This window comes from Pseudomonas sp. NS1(2017), from assembly GCF_002269425.1.
Lineage (GTDB): Bacteria > Pseudomonadota > Gammaproteobacteria > Pseudomonadales > Pseudomonadaceae > Aquipseudomonas > Aquipseudomonas reactans.
Genome location: NZ_CP022960.1, coordinates 5,295,648 through 5,318,032 on the forward strand (window position 1 = coordinate 5,295,648; position 22,385 = coordinate 5,318,032).

Sequence of the window (22,385 nt, forward strand, 5' to 3'; positions counted from 1 at the left end):
GTACTTATGACTGATCATATGATCACTCAATGAAATTTCGCTCAGTCATTTCGCCGCCAACCACCCCTCACTGTCAAGCATGATTTAACTGACCTACCAGTCAAAGGCGCCTAAAAAGGCCTTTCTGACGAATAAGACGAGATTCAGCGCTTTTACATGAAAGAGATTGACTGATCAGAATTTCATTTGATACACATATGATCACAGCGAAACATGACTGTGCGACCTAATAAGAATTCACAGCACGAGGACACGCCGATGGCCACGCCATTACTGCTCCAGGCTGAACACGTCGCCAAGGCTTACGCCGGGGTCCCTGCCCTGCGTGACGGGCGCCTCTCTCTGCGGGCCGGCAGCGTCCACGCCCTGTGCGGCGGCAATGGCGCAGGCAAATCGACATTTCTGAGCATCCTGATGGGCATCACCCAACGTGACGCCGGCAGCATTCTGCTCAACGGCGCACCGGTGCAGTTCAACCGCCCGAGTGAAGCGCTGGCAGCGGGGATCGCGATGATCACCCAGGAGCTGGAACCTATCCCCTACATGACCGTCGCCGAGAACATCTGGCTGGGGCGAGAACCACGCCGCGCCGGTTGCATCGTCGACAACAAGGCCCTGAACCGGCGCACCCGCGAATTGCTGGAAAGCCTGGAGTTCGACGTCGATGCCACCACCCCCATGCACCGCTTGAGCGTCGCGCAGATCCAACTGGTGGAAATCGCCAAGGCCTTCAGCCATGACTGCCAGGTGATGATCATGGACGAACCCACCTCGGCCATCGGCGAACACGAGGCGCAAACCCTGTTCAAGGCCATCCGCCGCCTGACGGCCCGGGGCGCCGGCATTGTGTATGTGTCGCACCGCCTTAGCGAACTGGCGCAGATCGCCGACGACTACAGCATCTTCCGCGACGGCGCCTTCGTCGAAAGCGGACGCATGGCGGACATTGATCGCGACCATCTGGTACGCGGCATCGTCGGCCAGGAATTGACTCGCATCGACCACAAGGTCGGTCGCGAATGCGCGGCCAACACGTGCCTGCAAGTCGACAACCTGAGCCGCACCGGGGAGTTCCACGACATCAGCCTGCAATTGCGCCAAGGCGAAATCCTCGGCATTTATGGCTTGATGGGCTCGGGGCGCAGCGAGTTCCTCAACTGCATCTATGGCCTGACGGTCGCGGACTCCGGCAGTGTCACCCTGCAAGGCAAGCCCATGCCGATCGGGCTGCCCAAGGCGACCATCAATGCCGGCATGTCGCTGGTCACCGAAGACCGCAAGGACAGTGGCCTGGTGCTCACCGGCAGCATTCTTTCCAACATCGCCCTGTCGGCCTACAAGCGCCTTTCGAGTTGGTCGTTGATCAATGCGCGCAAGGAAACCCAATTGGCCCAGGACATGGTCAAGCGCCTGCAGATCAAGACCACGTCCCTGGAATTGCCGGTGGCGTCCATGAGCGGCGGCAACCAGCAGAAAGTGGTGCTCGCCAAATGCCTGTCCACCGAGCCGGTCTGCCTGCTGTGTGACGAACCGACCCGAGGCATCGACGAGGGCGCCAAGCAGGAGATCTACCACCTGCTCGACCAGTTCGTACGGGCCGGTGGCGCGGCCATCGTGGTGTCGTCGGAAGCGCCGGAGCTGCTGCATTTGAGTGATCGCATCGCCGTATTCAAGGGCGGTCGGCTGGTGACCATCAGCACCGACACCGCCCTTTCCCAGGAAGCCTTGTTGAGTCTTGCCTCATGAATGCCAAAACCCTCGCAGCACCTGTCACTGCCGCGCCGCGCAATCGCCTGCGTCTGTCCCTCGACCGTTTCGGCCTGCCGCTGGTGTTTATCCTGCTGTGCGTGGTGATGGCGTTCTCCAGTGAATACTTCATGACCTGGCGCAACTGGATGGACATCCTGCGCCAGACCTCGATCAACGGCATCCTTGCGGTGGGCATGACCTATGTGATCCTGACCAAGGGCATCGACTTGTCCGTGGGCTCGATCCTGGCCTTTGCCGGCTTGTGCAGCGCCATGGTCGCAACTCAGGGTTACGGCTTGCTGGCGGCGGTCAGTGCCGGGATGTTTGCCGGCGCGATGCTCGGCGTGGTGAACGGCTTCATGGTCGCGAACCTGTCGATCCCGCCATTCGTGGCCACCCTGGGCATGCTCAGCATCGCGCGCGGCATGACCTTTATCCTCAACGATGGCAGCCCGATCACCGACCTGCCCGACGCCTACCTGGCACTGGGCATCGGCAAGATCGGCCCGATCGGCGTGCCAATCGTCATCTTCGCCGTGGTTGCACTGATCTTCTGGATGGTGCTGCGCTACACGACCTACGGCCGCTACGTCTACGCAGTGGGCGGCAATGAAAAGAGCGCACGCACCTCAGGCATCGGCGTGCGCAAAGTGATGTTTTCGGTGTACGTGGTCTCGGGCCTGCTCGCCGGACTGGCCGGCGTGGTGCTCTCAGCCCGCACCACCTCTGCCCTGCCCCAGGCCGGGGTGTCCTATGAACTGGACGCGATTGCCGCCGTGGTGATCGGCGGCACCAGCTTGTCGGGCGGCACCGGCAGCATTGTCGGCACGCTGTTCGGCGCGCTGTTGATCGGGGTGATCAACAACGGGCTGAACCTGCTCGGCGTGTCCTCTTATTACCAGCAGGTCGCCAAGGGCCTGATCATTGTGTTCGCAGTACTGATCGACGTGTGGCGCAAGAAAAAACGCTAGAGAACGACCCACAACAATAACCGGAGTTCTACTCATGAAACTTGGTACCACCTTGGCCGCCACAGCGGCCCTCTCCCTACTCGCCTGCAGTATCGCCATGGCCGCCGAGGGCAAGACCTACAAGGTCGGCGCAGCCGTCTACGGCCTCAAGGGCCAGTTCATGCAGAACTGGGTCCGCGAGCTCAAGGAACACCCGGCGGTCAAGGACGGCACCGTGCAGTTGACCGTGTTCGACGGCAACTACGACGCCCTCACCCAGAACAACCAGATCGAAAACATGGTGACCCAACGCTACGACGCCATCCTGTTCGTACCGATCGACACCAAGGCCGGCGTCGGCACCGTCAAGGCGGCCATGAGCAACGACGTGGTGGTCATCGCCTCCAATACGAAAGTAGCCGATGCCTCTGTACCGTATGTAGGCAACGATGATGTCGAAGGCGGCCGCCTGCAGGCCCAGGCCATGGTCGACAAGCTCAATGGCAAAGGCAACGTGGTAATTATCCAGGGGCCGATTGGCCAGTCGGCACAGATCGACCGTGAGAAAGGCGAGCTGGAAGTGCTGGGCAAACACCCGGACATCAAGATCATCGAGAAAAAAACCGCCAACTGGGACCGCGCCCAGGCCCTGGCGCTCACCGAAGACTGGCTGAACGCCCACCCCAAAGGCATCAACGGCGTGATCGCGCAGAACGACGACATGGCCCTCGGCGCCGTGCAGGCCCTGAAGTCCCACGGGCTGACCTCCAAGGACGTACCGGTCACCTCGATCGATGGTATGCCGGACGCGATCCAGGCAGCGAAGAAAGACGAAGTCACCACCTTCCTGCAAGACGCCCAGGCCCAATCCCAGGGCGCGCTGGACGTGGCGCTGCGCGCACTGGCCGGCAAGGACTACAAGCCGCAGTCGGTGATCTGGGAGCGCTATGCCAAGGACGTGAAATGGGGTGACGGCACGGCGAAGAACTACATCCTGCCGTGGGTGCCGGTCACCAATGCCAACGCCGATGCGCTGTACAAACAAGTCAGCGGCGGTAAATAACCCCCCCTGTAGGAGCGAGCTTGCTCGCGAAAAACTCAAGAGCACCGCGTTTAATCAAGATGCCCGCGTCATCGTTGACGCTCTTCGCGAGCAAGCTCGCTCCTACAACTACTGGAGTCATTCATGTCTGGATTCTGGAACCAAGCCTTCGACCTCACCGGCCGTTGCGCGGTGATTACCGGTGGCGCTGCCGGGATCGGCCTGGCCTGTGCCAGCCTGCTGGTAGAACGCGGTGCCCGCGTGGCGCTGCTGGACCGTGACCCGGCAGTGGTCGAGGTAGCCGCCAGCCTGGGCGCCGAGCATCTGGGCATCGCCGTCGACCTCGGCCAGATCCGCCAGATACAACCCACCATCGACACGGTTTTCGAACACTTCCAACGCCTGGATTACCTGATCAACAGCGCCGGCGTGGTCCTGCTGGACAAGGCCATCGACGTGAGCGAAAGCGCCTGGGACACCACCCTGGATATCAATCTCAAGGCCAGCTTCTTCGTGGCCCAGGCCTGCGCCCGGCACATGCTCGCCCAAGGCAGCGGACGCATCGTCAACCTCGCCTCCCAGGCCGCCGTAATCGGCCTGGACCGGCACGTCGCTTATTGCGCGAGCAAGGCGGCGATCGTCGGCATGACCAAGGTACTGGCCATGGAATGGGCACCCCACATCAACGTCAACGCCATCTCCCCGACCATTGTGGAGACGGCCCTGGGCAAGAAAGCCTGGGCGGGCGACGTGGGTGAAAAGGCCAAGTTGCAGATCCCGGCGGGCCGCTTTGCCCAGCCGGAAGAAATCGCCGGGCTGGCGTTGTACCTGCTCAGTGATGCGGCGCAGATGATCACCGGCGCCAACATGGTGATCGACGGCGGCTACAGCATTCAGTAATTCATCTTCCTGTCGTGAGGTTTTGTCATGTCCACCGTCACCGAACGCACACCCGAACAACTGTCCCCAGTCATCCCGAAAACCATGCAGGCCGTGGTGTGCCATGGCCCGGAAGATTACCGCCTGGAAACCGTCGACGTGCCTACGCCCGGCCCCGATGAAATCCTCACCAAAGTCGAGTTGTGTGGCATCTGCATGGGCGACATCAAGACCTATCGCGGCGCCCCGTCGTTCTGGGGTGACGCCGAACAACCCCGCTACGTGAAGCCGCCGATGATCCCCGGCCATGAATTCGTCTGCCGCGTGGTTGCCCTGGGCCCAGGCGCAGAGAAGCGCGGGGTGAAGGTCGGTGATCGGGTGATTTCCGAACAGATCGTGCCGTGCTGGGGCTGCCGCTTCTGCAACCACGGCCAATACTGGATGTGCCAGAAGCACGACCTGTATGGCTTCCAGAACAATGTGCAGGGCGCCATGGCCCAGTACATGATCTTCACCAAGGAAGGCATCATCCATAAAGTGCCGGAATCCATTGCCCCCGACGAAGCGATTTTGATCGAGCCACTGGCCTGCTCGCTGCACGCGGCGGAACGCGCCAATGTCGACCACGACGACATCGTGGTGGTCGCCGGCGCCGGCACCCTGGGCTTGGGCATCATCGGTGCCGTGCGCCTGCGCAATCCGAAAAAGCTCATCGTGCTGGACATGAAACCCGAACGTGCCGCCCTCGCCCTGCGCATGGGCGCCGACGAAGTCTGGAACCCGGCCGAGGTGGACGTACTGGCGAAAATCCGCGAGATCACCGATGGCTATGGCTGCGACATTTACATCGAGGCCACCGGGCACCACAAGGCGGTGAACCAGGGCCTGGCGATGCTGCGAAAACTGGGGCGTTTCGTCGAATTCAGTGTATTCAACGACGAGGCCACCGTAGATTGGTCGATCATTGGTGACCGCAAGGAACTCGACATTCTCGGCTCACACCTGGGGCCGTACATGTACCCACGCGCCATCGACTTTATCGGCAACCGCAAGATCGACATGCGCGACGTGGTGACCCACAAGTTTGCGCTGGCGGACTTCAAGGAAGCCTTTGCCGTCATGGAGCGCGGCGATAAATCGCTGAAGGTAGTCCTGGAGCCCTGACCACACCTCAACCGCTTCCGCCCTTACTGTAGGAGCGAGCTTGCTCGCGAAAAACCCACAGGCGCCACGGCCCATCTGATGGCCCTGCGTTATCGTTGGCGACCTTCGCGAGCAAGCTCGCTCCTACAATTAACAACAAGAACAGGAACCCGCGTTATGAATCGAGTCATCAACGATCCGGACCAGGTGGTCGAGGACATGCTGCGCGGCATTCTGGTCGCGCACCCCGAGCTGCGCCAGTTCGAGACCAACCCACGCGTCATCGTCAAGGCCAAGCCTTCTGCGCCCGGCCGTGTCGGCATTGTCACCGGCGGCGGATCGGGCCATGAGCCGGCCTTCCTTGGCTACGTCGGCCCAGGCCTGGTGGATGCCGTGGCGGTGGGCGAGATTTTTTCCTCACCCACCGCCAAGAGTTTTTTCGACGCCTTCCGCGCCGCCGACCATGGCGCAGGCGTGGCCTGCCTTTACGGCAACTACGCTGGCGACAACATGAACGTGAAGCTGGCGATGAAAATGGCCGCCAGCAAAGACATGCGCATCCGTACGGTGGTCGCCAACGACGACGTAGCGTCCGCCCCCAAGGCCGAGATTGCCAAGCGCCGGGGCGTGGCCGGGGAGATCTTCATGTGGAAGATCGGTGGCGCTGCTGCCGCTCAGCATTACGACCTGGACGGCGTGATCCGGGTCGCACAGAAAACCGTCGACCACTGCCGCTCGATTGGTATCGGCCTCACGCCGTGCACCATTGCGGCGGTGGGCAAGCCGAACTTCCAGATCCCTGACGGCCAGATGGAGCTGGGCATTGGCCATCATGGCGAACCGGGCATCGAGGTAATCCCCATCGAACCGGCTGCCGCCATGGCCGAACGCATGCTCGCGCCGATCCTCGCCGACCGCGACTTCAGCCAGGACGACAGTGTGGTAGTGCTGGTCTCGGGCCTGGGCGCCACGCCGGTCATGGAGCTGTATGTTTTCTATGCCGAGGTCGAAAAACAGCTCACGGCCAAAGGCTTGAAGATTCACCGTTGCTACGTCGGCAACTACTTCACCTCCCTGGAAATGATGGGGGTGACCCTGACCCTGCTCGGCCTCGACGCAGAGCTTGCCACCCTGATCGATCAACCCTGCCGCTCCATCGGCATGACCCAGGCGGAGTGAACCATGAGCCAGCATTTTTCCACCCGAGACGGCGGCGCCATCGTCAGCGACCTAGTCAGCGTGATCGTCGCCAACCGCGAATACCTCAGTGAAATCGACGGCGCCATCGGCGATGGCGACCACGGCATCAACATGGCCAAGGGCTTCGCCCATTGCGGGCGCACCATTGAAGGACGCCAACTGACCCTGGCCGAGGCGCTGGATGAGTTGACGCTCAGCTTGATGGAAGGCATCGGCGGCTCCATGGGGCCTTTGTATGGCAGCCTGTTTATCGGCATGGCCGATGAAGTGCGCAGCAGTGATGACATCGACGCCGCAACCTTTGCTCATTTGCTGCGCGGCGGCTTGACCTCGTTGCAGGACATTACGGACGCGGGTGTGGGCGATAAATGCCTGATGGACACCCTGATCCCGGCGGTTGAGGCTTTTGAGCGGGCGCACGCCTCAGGGGCTTCCTTCAGAGACGCACTGACTGCGATGAAAGCCGCCGCGTCACAGGGCCGCGACTCGACCAAGGACCTGGTGGCCAAGATCGGCCGCGCCAGTCGCCTGGGCGAACGTTCACTTGGCGTGCTGGATGCCGGCGCAGTGTCGTGCTGCCTGATCCTCACCCGTCTGGCCGATTCGGTGCAGCCGCGACTGTCTGCTTGACCTGCTGGATATACCGCGCGACCGCCGGCGCTTTTTCGAAGCGCCGGTGAATCAGCGACAGCCACGACGATGCGTCAGCGCCCTGAATGCTGCGGTACACCACGCCTGGCAAACTCACATGCCCGACCATGGACGCCGGCACCACCGCCACGCCCTGCCCGAGTGACACCAACGCCACCACCGCCACCAACCCACCGGGTTGCGGCCCCAGGCGCGGTGCGTAGCCACCTTGCGCGGCCACCTGCAAGGTGCCGCTGATCTGCTCCGGCAAGATGAATGTCTCGTTCTCCAAATGCTTGCAACCGATGGCCTTGAGCCCCAGCAGCCAGGAGTCCTGGGGCAGCGCCAAGACAAACCCCTCACTGTCCAGGCGCACCGCCTCGACCCCCTCCGGCAGCGTCATGGGCGAGCGGATGTAACCGATATCGACACGCCCGTCCGCTACCGCGCCAGGCAACGTCGCCATCGCACATTCGCGCACATTCACGCTCACATCCGGAAACGCCTGGCCGAACGCCTGCATTTGCCGCTGCAACAGGCCCGAATACACCGCCGACGCCACATAGCCCAATTCGATATGGCCGATCTCGCCACGTCCGGCGCGCTGAGCATTGCGCTGGGCAAACTCGAACTGGCGCACGGTAGCCTCGGCTTCGATCAATAAGGCAGCACCGGCTTCGGTCAGGCTGACTTCGCGTTGCTGGCGAATAAACAGACGCGTCCCCAGCGCCCCTTCCATGTCCTGGATCTGACGGCTTAGCGTTGGGGGCGCAATGCCCAATTGCTCCGCGGCCCGCGTGAAGTTGCGCTGGCGGGCAACGGCCAGGAAGTAGCGAAAATGACGAATATCCATAACAGCATTAGCTCAAAGGTAATGAAGTGCTTCACGGCGACTAACAAAGACATTGCCGGGAGGGAATAAGCTCACAGTACCTGAACACTAAAGAGCCCTTGCGATGTCCGTCAACCGCCTTCTCCGTATTGCCTGCAAGGTAATTCAACCATGAACCGGGTCAGTCCACGCCTCACACTGCTGACCGCATCCGGCGTTTGCTCGCTGATCGTGCTCGACACCAACATCGTCGCCGTGACGCTGCCCAGCATCGCCCGCGACCTGGGGGCGAACTTTGCCGACATCGAATGGGTCGTCAGCGCCTATATGCTGGCCTTTGCCGCACTGTTATTGCCCGCCGGCAGCATCGCCGACCGCTTTGGCCGCAAGAAGACCCTGATCTGGGGGCTGAGCATTTTTATCCTGGCCTCCCTGGGCTGCGGCGCCGCCCCCAACGCTGTATTCCTGGACATCGCACGCGCGATCAAAGGCGTCGGCGCCGCCCTGCTATTGACCTCGGCGCTCGCCTCCATCGGCCACACCTTCCATGACGACGTGGAACGGGCAAAAGCCTGGGCCTTCTGGGGCGCCTGCATGGGCGTGGCCATGACCGCCGCACCGACCCTGGGCGGCTTGATCACCGAGTACCTGGGCTGGCGCTGGATTTTCTATCTCAACCTACCGGTGGGCCTGGGGCTGATGGCGCTGGTGCTGCGCGCCATTGAGGAATCTCGCGATACCCAGTCGGCGCGACTCGATCCTTGGGGCAGCCTGGCCTTCAGCGCCGCCCTGCTGTGCCTGATCTGGGGGTTGATCGAAGCCAATCGCATCGGTTGGGACAACCCATTGACCTACGCCCGGCTCATAGGCGGCGCGGCCTTGCTGGGCGTATTTGTCGTCGTCGAACGTGTACAACAGCGACCCATGGTCGACCTGCAATTGTTCCGTCACCCGCGCTTTATCGGCGCCTTGCTGGGCATGTTCGCCTACTCCGGTTGTGCCCAGGTGATGATGACCTTGTTGCCCTTCTACTTGCAGAACGGCCTGGGGTTCTCCGCGATCGCCTCGGGCCTGGGCATGCTGCCGTTTGCGCTGACCATGCTGATCTGCCCACGCATTGGCGCCCGCCTGGCAGGGCGTTTCGCGCCAGCAACGATGATGGCGGCCGGCTTGACCCTGGTGGGCTGCGGCAACCTCTTGAGCGCCTGGGCGGTAAACGTAGGGGGTTACCTGTCCTTTGCCTTGGCGATTGCGGTGACAGGTGCCGGGGCGGGTCTGCTCAATGGCGATACGCAAAAAAACATCATGGCCTGCGTGCCGCGAGACCGTGCCGGGATGGCGTCCGGTATGAGCACCACCATGCGCTTCAGCGCGATCATGTTGGCGATCGGTGTGTATGGGGCGTTATTGAGCAGTCATAGCGAACAGTTGTTGAGCGCAAGCATCGACACACAATGGCAGGCTCAGGTTAACGGTATTGCTTCACGCGTCGTCGCGGGTGACATGCCGGCGGCGATGGGGTTGTTGCCGGAGTCGGCACGGCTGTTGGTGCAGCCGCTGGCACGGCAGGCATTTGTGGGCGGGTTCAGTGGTGTGCTGTGGGTGGCGGGGTTGTTGGGATTGCTGGGGGCGCTGGTGGTGGGGATATTAATGAGAAACCCCCTACCAGCAGTGCAACAGGCCTCACTGAAACCTGCGCACCGCTGAGCATTTTTACCAGAATCGCTGCTGGGTCAACCGGCTCCACCAGGTCAGTAGCACGCGGTCCACCGAACCACTGGCCGCCAGGCCTACGCGCTCCTGCAAGCTCTTGCGCTCGGCATAGTGCAGGTGGAACACCTCAGCGGTCTTGGCCTTGGTGGCCAGGTATTCGTCGCTGGTTTGCAGCTCATCGACCAGTTGCTTGTCGAGGGCTGCAACACCCAGCCACACTTCTCCGGTCGCGACGTCATCAATCGCCAACTGCGGGCGGTAACGCGCGACGAAGTTCTTGAACAGTTGATGGGTGATGTCCAAGTCTTCCTGGAACTTCTCGCGGCCCTTCTCGGTGTTTTCACCAAACACCGTGAGGGTGCGCTTGTACTCACCGGCAGTCAGCACTTCGAAGTCGATGTCGTGCTTTTTCAGCAGGCGGTTGACGTTAGGCAACTGTGCCACCACACCAATGGAGCCGAGGATGGCAAACGGTGCGCTGATGATCTTCTCGCCGATGCACGCCATCATATAGCCGCCGCTGGCCGCCACCTTGTCGATGCACACGGTCAACGGCACGCCGGCCTGGCGGATACGCGCCAGTTGCGACGAAGCCAGGCCGTAGCTGTGGACCATGCCACCGCCGCTTTCCAGGCGCAGCACCACTTCATCCTTCGGCGTGGCCAGGCTCAACAACGCGGTGATTTCATGGCGCAGGCTCTCGGTGGCCGACGCCTTGATATCGCCATCAAAATCCAGCACGAACACTCGTGGCTTGGCCTCGGCTTTCTGCTTGCCCTTCTTCTTTTCGGCCTTGCCTTCGGACTTGCGCAGGGCCTTGAGCTGGTCCTTGTCGAGCAGCGTCGACTCCAGGCGTTCACGCAAACCCTTGTAGAAGTCATTGAGTTTGCTGACCTGCAATTGACCGGCGGATTTGCGACGACCTTTGCTACGCAGGGCCGCGAAGCTGATCAGTACCACCAGAATAGCGACCACCAGAGTGACGGTCTTCGCCAGAAAGCTCGCGTATTCGGCCAAAAAATCCATGGTTCTCCTTACAAATGCAGTGCGCCAGGCGCGGATTGCCCAAGCATACCGACGGGGCTTGCCGGGAGCCAGTGCTCAAACCGCCACCAGGCGCCCTCCAACGCGCTTTTAAAACAAGCGTATGTTTTTTCATTGACAGCTCGCAGGCATCCTCATAACCTCGCCAGACTTTCAACGTACCGGGAAAACGGACGTGGGCAGCATCTATCTGATTCGACATGGCCAGGCCTCCTTCGGTGCAGACGACTATGACGTCCTGTCGCCCGTCGGCGTGGAACAGGCACAGGTGCTCGGCCGCCACTTGGCCGACATGGGCCTGGCGTTCGACCGCTGTGTGGCCGGCGATCTGCGCCGCCAGCAGCACACCGCCACCGCCGCGTTCGATCAGTACAGCGCCCTTGGCCTGCCGGTGCCGGCGCTGGAAATCGACAGTGCCTTCAACGAATTCGATGCCGACGCGATCATCCGCGCGCTGCTCCCCGATTTGCTCACCACCGAACCCGAAGCCCTGGAGATCCTGCGCAATGCCGCGCAGAACCGCAGCGAATTCCAGCGCATCTTCGCCCTGATCATCGAGCGCTGGCTGGCCGGCACCTATGATCCACCGGGGCTGGAGAGTTGGCTGGGCTTTGTGGAGCGTGTCCAGGGTGGCTTGCAACGCATTCTTGAAGCGGCGGACAACACGCAGAAAATTGCGGTGTTCACCTCGGGCGGCACCATCACCGCCCTGCTCCACCTGATTACCCGGATGCCTGCCGCGCAGGCCTTCGAACTGAACTGGCAAATTGTTAACACCTCGCTCAACCAGCTGAAATTCCGAGGTCGCGAGGTGGCACTGGCTTCCTTCAACAGTCATACCCACTTGCAACTGTTGAAGGCGCCGCAGCTCATCACGTTCCGATGAACTGCGGCCAACCGTGACCCCAAGGTCACTGGACTCTACCCTAAAGGATCGAAACCATGACTGACGTAGCCAAAGCTGTAGAAGCAATGAAAGCCAAATTCAACCCAGCCGCTGCCGACGGCCTGGACCTGGTGTTCGGTTTCCGTATCGACGACACCCAGAACTTCTCGCTGGTGGTGAAAAACAACACCTGCGAACTGCTGGAAGGCGAAAACCCAGACGCCCAGGTCACCCTGGTGACCGACGGCGAAACCATGGAAGGCATCGTCAGCGGCGAGACCGACGGCATGCAGGCCTTCATGAGCGGCAAACTGCGCACCGAAGGCGACATGATGCTGGCGATGAAGCTGAGCGAACTGTTTCCGGCTTGATTCACGGGCAACCCTGAATCCCGATCCCGCCCCTCGAGGCGGGATTTTTTTTGCCAACAATATAGCTGTAACCCCTACCGGGGAGTCGACATCGCCATGGCCGGTGGTAGCGATGAAGCCAGCCCATCAGTAAACCGATGCGTCGGTAATGATGGGCCAGCCTCCATGAATTAATAGGTAATCTGGCCTTGCCCGGCCACTTCAGCGGACTCCGCGTCGGGGCGTTTTACGCGCGTATGCTCCGGCATTTGATCAACCTGCTCGCCCCCAAAATCAGTAATGTGATCCAAAGAGTTGCTTTGACCAGAAGGGGCCGATGCAGAGGAAACGTTATCGATACTGGGCATTCTTTCACCTTCAGCTCTACCCAGCGGGATGCGGGTTTCTATGAGCAAGATATACGTGGCGCATCGCAACATTTGGTTCCATAAAAGCCTTTGCGACTGTGGTCGGCTATCAGCCCGCTTAGAAATCCCGAGAAGTGTCATAGCGTCATGACAACTCAGGGCCGAGGCTCATATCCCGCCGGATCAATGGGTCTTTCTTTAGGTTTGCCCTGCCCGCGCAGGTACAATGCCTCGACCAGTTTTTGCCGATCGACCTGGGGCAAGGTGCTGGCAAACTGCGCCAACGTGGTGTCCACCAAGGCACGAAGCGCCATATCCGCCTCGCGAGCCTTGGCCAATTCGGTGACCAGCACATCCCGGTCCAGCGTCGGTGCCTCCAACTGCTTGATCACCCCCAACCGCGCCTCCCGCCCGGCCATCACCAACGGCTGGCTATCGGCACGGTTATGACGCAACAACTGGCGCAGTTCCCGTCGCCGCTCCGGCGGCAACTTGACCATCGCCTGCCGCAACCCATGCTGGTTGACCACCGCCTCAACAGGCTTGGCACTGGCCATCCAGTGGTAAACCGCCCCGCCCACCCCCCCCATCAAAAACACATTGAGCAACACCGAGACCAGCAACCACGGTTTAAGGGATTGGGTACTCATTGCTCGGATTCCTCGGCATTGACGGTAAAGATGACTTGCGCATCGCCCTGGTCAAACACACTGGGTAATACCTCGGCGGACACCATCGGCAGCGGCACGCTCATGGACGCCACCAGCATGCCGGTGACAACCCCGGCAATGCCCACGCCCACCAGTCCCGCCGGTGACAGCCAAGCGGCATAGCGCGACCAGAACGACATCCGGCGCGGTGCTGACTGGCGGATTTGGCGGGCCAGCGCCGGGTCGGTGAATGCCAGCTGATGGCTGTCCAGCTGGGCGTCGAGCCAACTGGCCTGATCCAACACTTCACGGGCACTGACATTACCGCCGTCGAGCAGCGCCTGAGCCGCCCCGCGCTCAGCCAGGGGCCAACGCTGTAGGTTGGCGCCATAGGCGTCGGCCAGATAAGCAAATCGTTCGAGTGTCATGATGCTCCCCTTCCTGGGCGGGCAAGCCCGGGTGTATCGGCAAGTTGGCTGCGCAACTGGCGGCGGGCCCGCGACAGCAGGCTCTCCAGTGCCTCGACGCTGATATTCATCAGGGCCGCGGCGTCGATGTTCGACAGCTCCTGGTAGTACTGCAACACAATCGCCTCGCGCTGACGCGCGGGCAAAGCGGCCAACGCGGCGGCCATGCGCGCATTGCGGTCGGCGCTTTCCAATTGTTCATCCAGAGGCGGTGCGCTGTCCGCCAACTCCAGCGCCTCCTCCTCGTTCAAAGGACGTTCCCTGCGCCGACGCAAGCGGTCATGGCACAGGTTGAGCGCCACCCGATGCAGCCACGTGTCGAAACGCGCCTCGCCACTGCGCCAACGGGCCGCCTGGCGCCAGATGCGCAAGAAGCTTTCCTGGGCCACGTCCTTGGCTTCGTCGGCATCCCCCAGGATCCGACTGGCGAGTGCCAGCAGACGCGGCAGTTTGCGCGTCACCATTTCGTTGACGGCCGCAGGTTCGTTGTTGCCGATGCGTGCGAGCAGTTCAACGTCCGGATCAGAGTCTTTCAATCGGGCAATTCTCGGTCAGCGGTTCCAATGCCCTTCGCGCCAATACCAGTTGGGACCGTGGGCTTCCCAATGGCCGGGCTCCCACCGCGCATTGCGCATCACCGGCTGCCAGTGGCCTGGCACCCAGCCATAGCCGCGCCCTTCCCAGCGCCAGTGGCCACGGTCCCAGGCGTAACCTGGCCGCTCCACGGGGACCATTTCCACACGCTCCGGTGGCGGCGCCTGGCGGATGATGATTTCGGTCTGGGCAAACACCGGGGTGCTGACAAACGCGGCAAGGGCCAGCGGAGCAAGCAAGGCAAAGCGCAATGTGGCCAGGGGTCTCATGGCAACTCCTTCATGCAACGGGCGAAAGTGCCGGTTGCTGATGGGTTGAACGGGGCGTGTCGAAAAATCCGTCGCAGGACGCGCAGATTATTGTCGCAGGCAGTATTGCCCAGGGGATGAAGGCACTTGATGAAAGGTTTGCAAGCTTCGCGACGGATTTACGCAGGTGGCAACGTTGAAGGATTAACGCTGATCAACCCAAGAGGAAACACCATGTCCCGCCGACTTTATTTGCTGGTTGCCGCACTGCTGATCGCCAGCCTCAGCGGCTGCGTGATCGTGCCGGAACACCGCCATTGCTGCTGGCGCTATTACGGCGCGCTCGATACGCCGACCCACAGCGTCAACGGCTAGCCGACTGCCGCAAAACCCCGGCGCCCGGCCTTGATTTCGGTGCGCAACTCGCCAATCAGGTTTGAGATGGAACGGATGCTGTCCAAACCTTCGGGGGACACCCCGGTCAGCAGCAGGTCGACCCGGCCGGACACGGGCTCGAAGATATTGATGCGCAACGAGCCGTCGCTGTTGAGCGTGCAATCGCACGCCAGCGGCAGGAAACCCGAGGCCATGATGCGGTTGAATTCAGCGATTGAAATCATGACAAGTTCCCATCCCTGAGCCTCACGAGGTGTTGTGATGGAGACAGAGTAGATGAGGTTCTACAGGGCATGGAAGCATTAATGCAAAAGTGTTAGCCATGCCTCATTTCGCCCCGAAAACGCCGAATCACTGACGCCAGAAAACCCGCTTTTCGACCTCTCGTCTGCTGCTCCGGCGAGGGCTTGACTCAAAGCGTGGATCACAAGACGCTCTTGGCTTTTCGCCATCATCTGAGCCAATCCATCATGAGCATCGACCCTCCGAGCCAGCCCGACAGCGATGTGTACAAGACCTTGCTGGAGTCGACCAAGGCCATCCCTTGGCGCATTGATTGGCAGAGCATGACCTTCAGCTACATCGGCCCGCAGATCGAGACCTTGCTGGGTTGGACGCCGCAGAGTTGGGTGAGCGTGGACGACTGGGTGGAGCGCATGCACCCGGATGATCGTGAATACGTGGTGAATTTCTGCGTGTCGCAATCCCGCGCCGGGGTGGACCACGAAGCGGACTACCGCGCGCTGACCGTGAATGGCGACTACGTGTGGATTCGCGATGTGGTGCATGTGGTGCGCAAGGACGGCGAGGTCGAGGCGTTGATCGGGTTCATGTTCGATATCAGCGAGCGCAAGAAGACCGAAGAACACCTGGTGCGCCTGCAAAAACAACTTGAGGAATATTCCTACCAGGACGGCCTGACCGGCATTGCCAACCGGCGCATGTTCGACACCGTGCTGGAGCGCGAATGGGCCAGCGCCCAGCGCAGCCAATTGCCCCTGTCGCTGATCATTCTGGATATCGATTTTTTCAAGCAGTACAACGACCACTACGGCCATATCAAAGGCGATGAATGCCTGCGCCAGGTTGCAAATACCCTGTCCCAGGCGGCCAACCGACCACGGGATTTCATTGCACGTATCGGCGGCGAAGAGTTTGTGTGGTTGCTGCCGGAAACTGATGCGGATTCCGCCCGGCAGGTGGCGCAGCGTTGCTTGCACCTGATCCGCCAGCAGCAGATCGAGCATGGTTTTTCGGCGGTGTCGAACCTGCTGACCCTGAGCCTGGGCGTCGGTACGCGGATCGTGAAACCCGACAGCCCGATGCTGGGATTTGTCGAAGAGGTCGACAAGTTGCTGTATCAGGCCAAACGTAATGGGCGGATGCGCGCCGAGTTCGCTGGCGATGAAGTTTGACGCGAAGGTCAAATTAAAGGCAAAAAAAATCCCAAGTAGCTGATGGAAACTTGGGATTTAAAAATGCATAAACCGTGGGAGGTGAACGCCCGGCTATAGTAACGATTGTAAAAACCTGTAACAAGATTATTTTAATCCTTTCGTCGGATTAAAACCGCTGTAAGTCATTCAATAACCACACATTTTTTAAGGTAGCGCGGTCTATGAGTGCCACTTTTTGGTGCAACTACCGACACTATCTCCACTTATAAAAAAGGGTTATTGGATTAAAGCGGCGTCACACTATTGGATATACGTCCATTCAATTGCTTACACGCTTCGTGTATTTCAAGACTATTGGGCAGTACCGAACGCCTTACACTTTCTACCTGCCTGCACAATGCCAGCCGTTGGTTGGCGGCTTCCCGCTCGCGGTCAACCTCGGCGTTGAGCCGCACAAAATAGATCCCCAGCAACACTGCAGCACAGAGCACGGCGAGCACGAAGTAGCGAAAGCTATTGGACGATGGCGGCTCGGGTGGGTTCATGACGTTACTGCGCCCTGCTCTTCTCGTAACGCACGTCATCCCCGTCTACTGGACCGACCACGCTCCAACCCAGCCGCTGATAAAACCCGTTGGCACGGATTCCGTCACGGCCGTCGGTAATCAAGAACAACCGATCATGGTGTTCAAACAGCGCAGCCTCGGCCACGGCCATCAGTTGACGACCCAGGCCGAGGTTCTCGAAAGCCGGCCGCACGAACATCGCGAACACCTCGCCTTCGGCCTGATCGACCATGGCAAACGCGGCCGGTTGGCCATCCACCTCGGCGATCCAAACGCAAGGCGCCGCGCGGATACTGTCGGCCAGCACCTGCGGCGTGATACCCAGGTCGGCCATTTGCTCGACACTCAAATGGTTTTGCACCACCGAGGTGCGAATGGCGAAGAGCGTGTCGACATCGTCCTGCGTCGCCAGGCGGATGAGCGTTTGCATACTGGCCTCCCTAGTAGAGGGCGCAATTGTATGCAAATAGAAACACAGTGAATGTCGTGGATTTGTAAAACGCCCTACAGAGCCTCGCGCTGCTGCCGTCGGAATTGCCCCGGTGCCACGCCATGGGCCTTGCGGAAACACCGGGAAAAATACGCCTCATCGGTAAAACCGCAGCGGTGCGCGACAACGCCAATCATCTGCGCACTGTTGAGCAACAAGGTGCGCGCCAACTGCATGCGGCGGTCGAGCACCAGTTGCGAGAAGGGTTTGCCGGTTTCCTTGCGCAACAGGTGAGTGAGGTAGTTGGGCGACAGGAACGCCGCCGCCGCTGCATCCGTGAGGTTGAGGGTGGGTTCATGCAGGTGCTCGCGAATATAGCCCTGCACCCGCGCCAATGCATCCTTGCGTCCACGCCGCGTGGCATTGTTGGCAGCGAAGGCCTGCAACGGCTCGGCGTACTGTTCGCAGACCAGGCCGATCAGTTGAAACAAGTAGCCCTTGAGGCGTTCGCGGGCGCCGAAGGTGCGGTGGGCATCGAGTTCGCGCATGTGGGCAAGCCAGGTTTGCACCTGCTCGAACGCCGCGTCTTCGAGAATGAAGTCCAACTGCTCCTGGAAGCGAAACGGCGACAGCTCCGGCGCCTGGCCGATGGGAATGTCTTCCAGGTCCAGGGGATCGCAGGTGAGCTGCGGTAGGAAGAACGCCTGGCTGAAGTTGATCAGCATGAACTCGCCCTCTTCGGGATGGGGAATCACATGCAAGCGATGGGGCAGGATGAACGCTAGGGCTTTGCGCGGAAACGGCCGCACCGCGCCGCCGATATGCTGCACGGTGTCGCCGCCGAGGTTGATCTGGATCTGGAAATACTCATGGCGATGGGGGCTGGTCAGTGCCGCCCGCCCGCGTTTGTCGCGGATATAGAAGTCGGGGCGGTCGCTGCGTTGTTGCATGCCGTAAGTGGTGACGCGGGTGCCTGGCATAACGGTCTCTCGGGTGGCCTGGGCACCACTGTAGCCTCAACCCTGGCTGAGGGTGAAACGCAACTCGCCGATGCCGTCGATGCCGGCGGTGACGACATCGCCCGGTTGCAAGGTGCCGACGCCCACCGGGGTGCCGGTAAAGATCAAATCGCCGGCCTTCAGTGCAACGGATTTGGAGGCATGGCTGATCACTTCACTGACGGACCAGATCTGGTCGGCCAGGTCGCCGACTTGGCGCTGTTCGCCATTGACCTTGAGCCAGATTTTTCCGCTGGAGGGATGCCCTACAGCGCTCACCGGTTGCAACGCCGTGGTCGGCGCAGACTCATCGAAAGCCTTGGCCCATTCCCACGGACGTGAAAGCTTCTTCGCCTGGGCTTGCAGGTCGCGACGGGTAAGGTCGATGCCGACGCCATACCCCCAGATGTGGGAAAACGCCTGTTCCGGGCTGATGTCCACTCCGCCCTTGCCGATGGCCACCACCAGTTCCACTTCGTGGTGCAGGTCGGCGGTCAGCGGCGGATAGGCGATCACGCCTTCGGCCGGCACCACGGCATCCGCCGGTTTCATGAAGAAGAACGGCGGCTCGCGGTCCGGGTCATGCCCCATCTCACGGGCGTGTTCGCTGTAGTTACGGCCCACACAGAACACCCGGCGCAGCGGGAAGCGGGCTTCGCTGCCCTGCACGGCCAGGGATGGGATGGGCGTCGGGGTGAATACATAGTCAGTCATGGCTTGGGCCTCGTCGTTACCTGGCGCCAGTATGGCGAGTGGCGCCGGGGCGAAGTTGGACAGGTTTACGCAGATTTTGCACTGGCCGGTGCTTCAGATGGCCGATCCAACAGGCGATACAACGGCAGGCACGCCGCCTGGATCAGCAACATGCGGATCACCTGCATCGCCGTCACCAGGGTCACGGCCAGGCCCAGGGCCTCGGCGGTGAGGCTCATTTCCGGCGCGCTGCCGGGCATCATGCCCAAGGCCAGCGACAGCCACGGCATGCCCAACCCGGCACCGAGGGCCCAGGCGGCCAATGCGCTGGCGATCACCGAACCGGTCAATAGCAGCAGCACCTTGCCCAGCAGACCCGGTGCGCGCTGAAAGAAACTGCGGTCAAACGCAACGCCCAATGCGCAGCCGATCAGCAACTGGCCGCTGCCACTGAGCCAACCCGGCATGCTCATCGACAGGTGATTGCAGCCCACCCCCACCGCGCAAATCAGGAACGGCCCGAAGGTCCAGGGGTTAGGCAACTTGCACTGCTTGAAACCCAGGGCCGCCAGCCAGCCGACGGCGAGGATGAAGATCAGCCAGGGCCAGATCACCGGCAATGGCGCATGCGCAGCGACGGGGGGCATGCCGAAAGTGGCGACAGCCGGCACCGTCAAAAGAATCAGCAACAATCGGATGCTATGGGCGGCGGCAATAAAACTGGTGTCCGCCTGGCGTTGGCGGCCCAGGTGCACCATCTCGCTGGAGTTGGCCGGCATCAAGGCGAAGAACGCTGTGCTGAGCGGCACGCCCCAGCGATGCAGGATCAGCACCGAACACAGCGCCAGTACCAGCGTGAGCAACACCGCCGTGACGATCAGCCCAAGGTGGGCCGCCACTTGCTGCATCACCGGCAGGGTGAAATGACAGCCGATGGCAACCGCCACGATGAGTTGCCCGGCTTGGCGGCCATGGGGAATTTCCGGCACCAGGCTGCCGGCGCAACGGGTCAGCATCACGGCGACCAGCGAACCGATCACCCAGGGCAACGGCCACCCCGCCCAACTGGCAAGACTGCCGCCCAGCGCGCCGATAATCAGTGTGAAGAGCCAATGGTTGGGCATGGAGGGGGACTCGGCATGGAGAAGAATGCCGACAGGCTATAGACTTGCTCTCATCACAGAAAATATCTATTTGTGAAGCCAGTCATCACTCTTTGTTATGCGAGCCGTCATGAACCTGAAAGCGCTGGAGTACTGCGTCGAGATCGCCCGCCAAGGCAGCTTCACCAAGGCCGCCCAGGCGTTGCACGTTGCACAGCCGGCGCTGAGCATGGCGGTGAGCCGGTTGGAGGATGAGTTGGGCGTGGCCCTGTTCAACCGCGCGACGCGGCAGATCAGCGTGACTGCCGAAGGCCAGCTGTTCCTGGCACGCGCCGAGGCGTGCCTTGAAGGCTTGGCCGGTGCCCGCCGTGAATTGCAGGACCTGACCCAACTGCACAGCGGCGAAATCCGCGTGGGCGTGCCGCCCATGTACGGCATCCGCCATATTCCCGACCTGCTGATGCAATTTCGCGCCCAATACCCTGGAATTGCCATGCATGTGGTGGAAGGCAGCGCCGATGACATCAGCGAACGCCTGGCCACGCGGGACATCGATGTGGCGTTGTTGGAATCGCGGCGGGTTGATCCGGCGTGGGAGTCGGTGCTGCTCGGCAGCGATGAGATGGTGTTGTGCATGGCCGAAGATCACCCGCTGGCGGGCCTCTCGTCTATCTCGGCGCAGCGGTTGCAACACGAACCGATGCTGGTGTTCGACAACACCTTCCTGCAACGCCATCTGCTGGACGCCTTTTGCAGCAACGCCCGCGTGCGTTTCAACATCGCCTTGGAAAGCAACTTCGTGCCGCTGGTGATTACCGCCACGCGCAACGGCATGGGCGTGTCCACCCTGCTGCGGTCGGTGCAGGAGCAAGAGCCAGGGTTGGCCGGCGTTTCATTCGAGCCGGCGCAGTTCATGCACTTCAACCTGTGCTGGCGCGCCAGCGAATACCTGTCCCAGGCCAATCGGCGGTTTATTGAGACGGCGAAGGTGTATTTCCAGGAAGACGCCAGCTCGCCGCTGTCACGTTAAGCCGTTATTTGCGTGCGACTTTGTAGCGCACGCAATCCTGATAGAAGCCCTGGCGGATCGCCTCGGGTTTGAGCCGTGAACGGCTGTCGTAGGTCTGTTCGGTAATGCCCATGGCCATCATGCGCATCCAGGATTTGCTGAACTTCATGCTTTGGATCTTCTGCCGCGCCGCGTATAACGACACGCCCGACAGCTTGAGTTCCTGGGCCCTGGCGGCGGTGCCGGCGCCCCAACTGCACATGTACTTGTCACCCTCGCGCAGCTCCCGTGCCTGCACGGCAGCCGCGCCGCCGGCCAGGGAGCAGGCGATCAGCATGATTCCAACAGAGCGCATTTGCATCCTCACCTAACCACCTGAAAATAAAAGCGATTCTGGCGAGGATTTGGTTACAAAGGGGCCATTAAATTGCCTTATTACGCAAGGTTTCAGTTGGCCGCAGCCGGCGTGGTGCGAAAGGTGATGCCCAGGCGGTTGAAGGCGTTCATCAAGGCAATGCCGTAAGTCAGGTCGGCCAGCTCCTTGGCGCTGAACTCGGCGGCGGCCGCTGCGTACTCTGCGTCCGAGACGTCGCTGCGGGTGACCGCTTCAGCGAAAGCCAGGGCGATGCGTTCGCGGGCGGTGAACACATCACGAGCGTCGTGCCACACCGGCACCAGCACCAGCTTGTCAACGGCCAGGCCTTGCTTGAGCAGGTCGCGCGAGTGCATATCGATGCAGAAGGCGCAGCCGTTGATCTGCGAAACACGCAGGTACACCAGGTCGATCAGCGTCTTGGGCAGGCCGCAGTTTTGCAGGTAGACATAAACGCCGCCGAAAGCCTTGTAGCCTTCCGGGGATGCTTGGGTGTAATCGAGGCGAGTGGTCATGATAAATCCTGTCGAGGTTGAGTGAAGGCACCATGTTGCAGCGCCATGGCTCACCTCTGAAGAGCCAAGAATGGGCCCGGTGACCGGACCATGATGGTCTAGTCAAATGTTGCAGTTATGGTCCTTGGGTACAGGTCATGCAGCCGCTACAGTTAAGGCA

The 22,385-nt window shown here is 61.1% G+C and carries 28 protein-coding genes; 13 read left to right on the forward strand and 15 right to left on the reverse strand.

Annotated features, from left to right (window positions below; translation table 11 throughout):
* Positions 1 to 258: 258 nt before the first annotated feature.
* The 7 genes from CI807_RS24655 (at position 259) to dhaL (ending at position 7,593) form a co-directional block, all read left to right on the forward strand.
* Positions 259 to 1,746, forward strand: coding sequence for a sugar ABC transporter ATP-binding protein (locus CI807_RS24655; protein WP_095016611.1), 1,488 nt, complete (start codon positions 259 to 261; stop codon positions 1,744 to 1,746).
* Positions 1,743 to 2,720 (forward strand): ABC transporter permease, encoded by a 978-nt coding sequence (locus CI807_RS24660; RefSeq protein WP_016977121.1) that lies wholly within the window; start codon positions 1,743 to 1,745, stop codon positions 2,718 to 2,720. Before CI807_RS24655 ends, CI807_RS24660 begins: the two co-directional genes overlap by 4 nt.
* Positions 2,721 to 2,754: 34 nt before the next feature.
* On the forward strand, positions 2,755 to 3,762 hold the full coding sequence (locus CI807_RS24665) for a substrate-binding domain-containing protein (RefSeq protein WP_095016612.1): 1,008 nt from the start codon (positions 2,755 to 2,757) through the stop codon (positions 3,760 to 3,762).
* 123 nt (positions 3,763 to 3,885) lie between these two features.
* Positions 3,886 to 4,641, forward strand: coding sequence for an SDR family oxidoreductase (locus CI807_RS24670; protein WP_095016613.1), 756 nt, complete (start codon positions 3,886 to 3,888; stop codon positions 4,639 to 4,641).
* Between the two features lie 27 nt (positions 4,642 to 4,668).
* On the forward strand, positions 4,669 to 5,784 hold the full coding sequence (locus tag CI807_RS24675) for an alcohol dehydrogenase catalytic domain-containing protein (protein WP_095016614.1): 1,116 nt from the start codon (positions 4,669 to 4,671) through the stop codon (positions 5,782 to 5,784).
* Between the two features lie 156 nt (positions 5,785 to 5,940).
* On the forward strand, positions 5,941 to 6,942 hold the full coding sequence (locus CI807_RS24680; protein WP_095016615.1) for a dihydroxyacetone kinase subunit DhaK: 1,002 nt from the start codon (positions 5,941 to 5,943) through the stop codon (positions 6,940 to 6,942).
* A gap of 3 nt (positions 6,943 to 6,945) precedes the next feature.
* The gene (dhaL, locus tag CI807_RS24685; protein WP_095016616.1) at positions 6,946 to 7,593 is read left to right on the forward strand and encodes a dihydroxyacetone kinase subunit DhaL; all 648 of its coding nucleotides are present in this window, start codon (positions 6,946 to 6,948) and stop codon (positions 7,591 to 7,593) included.
* Here dhaL and CI807_RS24690 read toward each other — a convergent pair.
* Positions 7,550 to 8,446: a LysR family transcriptional regulator gene (locus CI807_RS24690; RefSeq protein ID WP_095016617.1), complete on the reverse strand. Its 897-nt coding sequence runs from the start codon at positions 8,444 to 8,446 to the stop codon at positions 7,550 to 7,552. The two genes, dhaL and CI807_RS24690, sit on opposite strands and share 44 nt — an antisense overlap.
* A 150-nt stretch (positions 8,447 to 8,596) precedes the next feature.
* Between CI807_RS24690 and CI807_RS24695 the strand changes: the two genes are divergently transcribed.
* Positions 8,597 to 10,132, forward strand: coding sequence for an MFS transporter (locus tag CI807_RS24695; RefSeq protein WP_095016618.1), 1,536 nt, complete (start codon positions 8,597 to 8,599; stop codon positions 10,130 to 10,132).
* A 6-nt stretch (positions 10,133 to 10,138) separates the two neighbouring features.
* On the opposite strand, the gene sohB is transcribed toward CI807_RS24695, so the two are convergent.
* Positions 10,139 to 11,164, reverse strand: a complete 1,026-nt coding sequence (gene sohB, locus CI807_RS24700; RefSeq protein WP_095016619.1) for a protease SohB — start codon at positions 11,162 to 11,164, stop codon at positions 10,139 to 10,141.
* A 193-nt stretch (positions 11,165 to 11,357) separates the two neighbouring features.
* On the opposite strand from sohB, the gene CI807_RS24705 reads away from it, so the two are divergent.
* Both CI807_RS24705 and CI807_RS24710 read left to right on the forward strand, forming a co-directional pair.
* Positions 11,358 to 12,068: a histidine phosphatase family protein gene (locus CI807_RS24705; protein ID WP_095016620.1), complete on the forward strand. Its 711-nt coding sequence runs from the start codon at positions 11,358 to 11,360 to the stop codon at positions 12,066 to 12,068.
* Between the two features lie 56 nt (positions 12,069 to 12,124).
* A complete protein-coding gene (locus tag CI807_RS24710; RefSeq protein ID WP_095016621.1) occupies positions 12,125 to 12,439 on the forward strand; it encodes an SCP2 sterol-binding domain-containing protein in 315 nt (104 codons plus the stop codon).
* Between the two features lie 170 nt (positions 12,440 to 12,609).
* Here CI807_RS24710 and CI807_RS24715 read toward each other — a convergent pair whose 3' ends face one another.
* From CI807_RS24715 to CI807_RS24735, 5 genes are all read right to left on the reverse strand, one after another.
* Positions 12,610 to 12,786 carry a hypothetical protein gene (locus tag CI807_RS24715; RefSeq protein ID WP_157742077.1) on the reverse strand — a complete coding sequence of 59 codons (177 nt, stop codon included), beginning with the start codon at positions 12,784 to 12,786 and terminating at the stop codon, positions 12,610 to 12,612.
* Between the two features lie 155 nt (positions 12,787 to 12,941).
* Positions 12,942 to 13,436 (reverse strand): periplasmic heavy metal sensor, encoded by a 495-nt coding sequence (locus tag CI807_RS24720; protein WP_095016623.1) that lies wholly within the window; start codon positions 13,434 to 13,436, stop codon positions 12,942 to 12,944.
* Positions 13,433 to 13,864 carry a hypothetical protein gene (locus CI807_RS24725; RefSeq protein ID WP_095016624.1) on the reverse strand — a complete coding sequence of 144 codons (432 nt, stop codon included), beginning with the start codon at positions 13,862 to 13,864 and terminating at the stop codon, positions 13,433 to 13,435. Before CI807_RS24725 ends, CI807_RS24720 begins: the two co-directional genes overlap by 4 nt.
* A complete protein-coding gene (locus tag CI807_RS24730; protein WP_095016625.1) occupies positions 13,861 to 14,439 on the reverse strand; it encodes an RNA polymerase sigma factor in 579 nt (192 codons plus the stop codon). Before CI807_RS24730 ends, CI807_RS24725 begins: the two co-directional genes overlap by 4 nt.
* Before the next feature lie 15 nt (positions 14,440 to 14,454).
* Positions 14,455 to 14,766: a YXWGXW repeat-containing protein gene (locus CI807_RS24735; RefSeq protein WP_095016626.1), complete on the reverse strand. Its 312-nt coding sequence runs from the start codon at positions 14,764 to 14,766 to the stop codon at positions 14,455 to 14,457.
* A 213-nt stretch (positions 14,767 to 14,979) separates the two neighbouring features.
* Between CI807_RS24735 and CI807_RS31515 the strand changes: the two genes are divergently transcribed.
* Positions 14,980 to 15,120 carry a hypothetical protein gene (locus tag CI807_RS31515; RefSeq protein ID WP_016977107.1) on the forward strand — a complete coding sequence of 47 codons (141 nt, stop codon included), beginning with the start codon at positions 14,980 to 14,982 and terminating at the stop codon, positions 15,118 to 15,120.
* Here CI807_RS31515 and CI807_RS24740 read toward each other — a convergent pair.
* The gene (locus CI807_RS24740; protein ID WP_095016627.1) at positions 15,117 to 15,365 is read right to left on the reverse strand and encodes a DUF1652 domain-containing protein; all 249 of its coding nucleotides are present in this window, start codon (positions 15,363 to 15,365) and stop codon (positions 15,117 to 15,119) included. The two genes, CI807_RS31515 and CI807_RS24740, sit on opposite strands and share 4 nt — an antisense overlap.
* A 246-nt stretch (positions 15,366 to 15,611) precedes the next feature.
* On the opposite strand from CI807_RS24740, the gene CI807_RS24745 reads away from it, so the two are divergent.
* Positions 15,612 to 16,556 (forward strand): diguanylate cyclase domain-containing protein, encoded by a 945-nt coding sequence (locus CI807_RS24745; protein ID WP_095017618.1) that lies wholly within the window; start codon positions 15,612 to 15,614, stop codon positions 16,554 to 16,556.
* A gap of 266 nt (positions 16,557 to 16,822) precedes the next feature.
* Here the strand turns inward: CI807_RS24745 and CI807_RS24750 are convergent, their stop codons facing one another.
* From CI807_RS24750 to CI807_RS24770, 5 genes are all read right to left on the reverse strand, one after another.
* The gene (locus CI807_RS24750) at positions 16,823 to 17,083 is read right to left on the reverse strand and encodes a hypothetical protein (RefSeq protein ID WP_095016628.1); all 261 of its coding nucleotides are present in this window, start codon (positions 17,081 to 17,083) and stop codon (positions 16,823 to 16,825) included.
* 4 nt (positions 17,084 to 17,087) lie between these two features.
* Positions 17,088 to 17,534 (reverse strand): GNAT family N-acetyltransferase, encoded by a 447-nt coding sequence (locus CI807_RS24755; protein WP_095016629.1) that lies wholly within the window; start codon positions 17,532 to 17,534, stop codon positions 17,088 to 17,090.
* A 74-nt stretch (positions 17,535 to 17,608) separates the two neighbouring features.
* Complete coding sequence (locus CI807_RS24760) at positions 17,609 to 18,514, reverse strand: AraC family transcriptional regulator (RefSeq protein ID WP_095016630.1); 906 nt, start codon at positions 18,512 to 18,514, stop codon at positions 17,609 to 17,611.
* A gap of 36 nt (positions 18,515 to 18,550) precedes the next feature.
* Entirely contained in the window at positions 18,551 to 19,246 is a 696-nt protein-coding gene (locus CI807_RS24765; protein WP_095016631.1) for a fumarylacetoacetate hydrolase family protein, read from the reverse strand.
* Positions 19,247 to 19,311: 65 nt separating this feature from the next.
* Positions 19,312 to 20,349 (reverse strand): AbrB family transcriptional regulator, encoded by a 1,038-nt coding sequence (locus tag CI807_RS24770; protein WP_095016632.1) that lies wholly within the window; start codon positions 20,347 to 20,349, stop codon positions 19,312 to 19,314.
* A 109-nt stretch (positions 20,350 to 20,458) separates the two neighbouring features.
* On the opposite strand from CI807_RS24770, the gene CI807_RS24775 reads away from it, so the two are divergent.
* Positions 20,459 to 21,358 carry a LysR family transcriptional regulator gene (locus CI807_RS24775; protein WP_068938018.1) on the forward strand — a complete coding sequence of 300 codons (900 nt, stop codon included), beginning with the start codon at positions 20,459 to 20,461 and terminating at the stop codon, positions 21,356 to 21,358.
* Between the two features lie 4 nt (positions 21,359 to 21,362).
* Here CI807_RS24775 and CI807_RS24780 read toward each other — a convergent pair whose 3' ends face one another.
* Together CI807_RS24780 and CI807_RS24785 are read right to left on the reverse strand one after the other, a co-directional pair.
* Positions 21,363 to 21,692, reverse strand: a complete 330-nt coding sequence (locus CI807_RS24780; RefSeq protein WP_025999890.1) for a hypothetical protein — start codon at positions 21,690 to 21,692, stop codon at positions 21,363 to 21,365.
* A 92-nt stretch (positions 21,693 to 21,784) separates the two neighbouring features.
* Positions 21,785 to 22,225 (reverse strand): carboxymuconolactone decarboxylase family protein, encoded by a 441-nt coding sequence (locus tag CI807_RS24785; RefSeq protein WP_095016633.1) that lies wholly within the window; start codon positions 22,223 to 22,225, stop codon positions 21,785 to 21,787.
* Positions 22,226 to 22,385: the final 160 nt, after the last annotated feature.

What these genes read in the sequence shown, in the direction of transcription:
- CI807_RS24655 (WP_095016611.1), top strand. Translation starts at nt 259, where the DNA reads ATGGCCACGCCATTACTGCTCCAGGCTGAACACGTCGCCAAGGCTTAC.
- CI807_RS24660 (WP_016977121.1), top strand. Translation starts at nt 1,743, where the DNA reads ATGAATGCCAAAACCCTCGCAGCACCTGTCACTGCCGCGCCGCGCAAT.
- CI807_RS24665 (WP_095016612.1), top strand. Translation starts at nt 2,755, where the DNA reads ATGAAACTTGGTACCACCTTGGCCGCCACAGCGGCCCTCTCCCTACTC.
- CI807_RS24670 (WP_095016613.1), top strand. Translation starts at nt 3,886, where the DNA reads ATGTCTGGATTCTGGAACCAAGCCTTCGACCTCACCGGCCGTTGCGCG.
- CI807_RS24675 (WP_095016614.1), top strand. Translation starts at nt 4,669, where the DNA reads ATGTCCACCGTCACCGAACGCACACCCGAACAACTGTCCCCAGTCATC.
- CI807_RS24680 (WP_095016615.1), top strand. Translation starts at nt 5,941, where the DNA reads ATGAATCGAGTCATCAACGATCCGGACCAGGTGGTCGAGGACATGCTG.
- dhaL (WP_095016616.1), top strand. Translation starts at nt 6,946, where the DNA reads ATGAGCCAGCATTTTTCCACCCGAGACGGCGGCGCCATCGTCAGCGAC.
- CI807_RS24690 (WP_095016617.1), bottom strand. Translation starts at nt 8,446, where the DNA reads ATGGATATTCGTCATTTTCGCTACTTCCTGGCCGTTGCCCGCCAGCGC.
- CI807_RS24695 (WP_095016618.1), top strand. Translation starts at nt 8,597, where the DNA reads ATGAACCGGGTCAGTCCACGCCTCACACTGCTGACCGCATCCGGCGTT.
- sohB (WP_095016619.1), bottom strand. Translation starts at nt 11,164, where the DNA reads ATGGATTTTTTGGCCGAATACGCGAGCTTTCTGGCGAAGACCGTCACT.
- CI807_RS24710 (WP_095016621.1), top strand. Translation starts at nt 12,125, where the DNA reads ATGACTGACGTAGCCAAAGCTGTAGAAGCAATGAAAGCCAAATTCAAC.
- CI807_RS24715 (WP_157742077.1), bottom strand. Translation starts at nt 12,786, where the DNA reads ATGCCCAGTATCGATAACGTTTCCTCTGCATCGGCCCCTTCTGGTCAA.
- CI807_RS24720 (WP_095016623.1), bottom strand. Translation starts at nt 13,436, where the DNA reads ATGAGTACCCAATCCCTTAAACCGTGGTTGCTGGTCTCGGTGTTGCTC.
- CI807_RS24725 (WP_095016624.1), bottom strand. Translation starts at nt 13,864, where the DNA reads ATGACACTCGAACGATTTGCTTATCTGGCCGACGCCTATGGCGCCAAC.
- CI807_RS24735 (WP_095016626.1), bottom strand. Translation starts at nt 14,766, where the DNA reads ATGAGACCCCTGGCCACATTGCGCTTTGCCTTGCTTGCTCCGCTGGCC.
- CI807_RS31515 (WP_016977107.1), top strand. Translation starts at nt 14,980, where the DNA reads ATGTCCCGCCGACTTTATTTGCTGGTTGCCGCACTGCTGATCGCCAGC.
- CI807_RS24740 (WP_095016627.1), bottom strand. Translation starts at nt 15,365, where the DNA reads ATGATTTCAATCGCTGAATTCAACCGCATCATGGCCTCGGGTTTCCTG.
- CI807_RS24745 (WP_095017618.1), top strand. Translation starts at nt 15,612, where the DNA reads ATGAGCATCGACCCTCCGAGCCAGCCCGACAGCGATGTGTACAAGACC.
- CI807_RS24750 (WP_095016628.1), bottom strand. Translation starts at nt 17,083, where the DNA reads ATGAACCCACCCGAGCCGCCATCGTCCAATAGCTTTCGCTACTTCGTG.
- CI807_RS24755 (WP_095016629.1), bottom strand. Translation starts at nt 17,534, where the DNA reads ATGCAAACGCTCATCCGCCTGGCGACGCAGGACGATGTCGACACGCTC.
- CI807_RS24760 (WP_095016630.1), bottom strand. Translation starts at nt 18,514, where the DNA reads ATGCCAGGCACCCGCGTCACCACTTACGGCATGCAACAACGCAGCGAC.
- CI807_RS24765 (WP_095016631.1), bottom strand. Translation starts at nt 19,246, where the DNA reads ATGACTGACTATGTATTCACCCCGACGCCCATCCCATCCCTGGCCGTG.
- CI807_RS24770 (WP_095016632.1), bottom strand. Translation starts at nt 20,349, where the DNA reads ATGCCCAACCATTGGCTCTTCACACTGATTATCGGCGCGCTGGGCGGC.
- CI807_RS24775 (WP_068938018.1), top strand. Translation starts at nt 20,459, where the DNA reads ATGAACCTGAAAGCGCTGGAGTACTGCGTCGAGATCGCCCGCCAAGGC.
- CI807_RS24780 (WP_025999890.1), bottom strand. Translation starts at nt 21,692, where the DNA reads ATGCGCTCTGTTGGAATCATGCTGATCGCCTGCTCCCTGGCCGGCGGC.
- CI807_RS24785 (WP_095016633.1), bottom strand. Translation starts at nt 22,225, where the DNA reads ATGACCACTCGCCTCGATTACACCCAAGCATCCCCGGAAGGCTACAAG.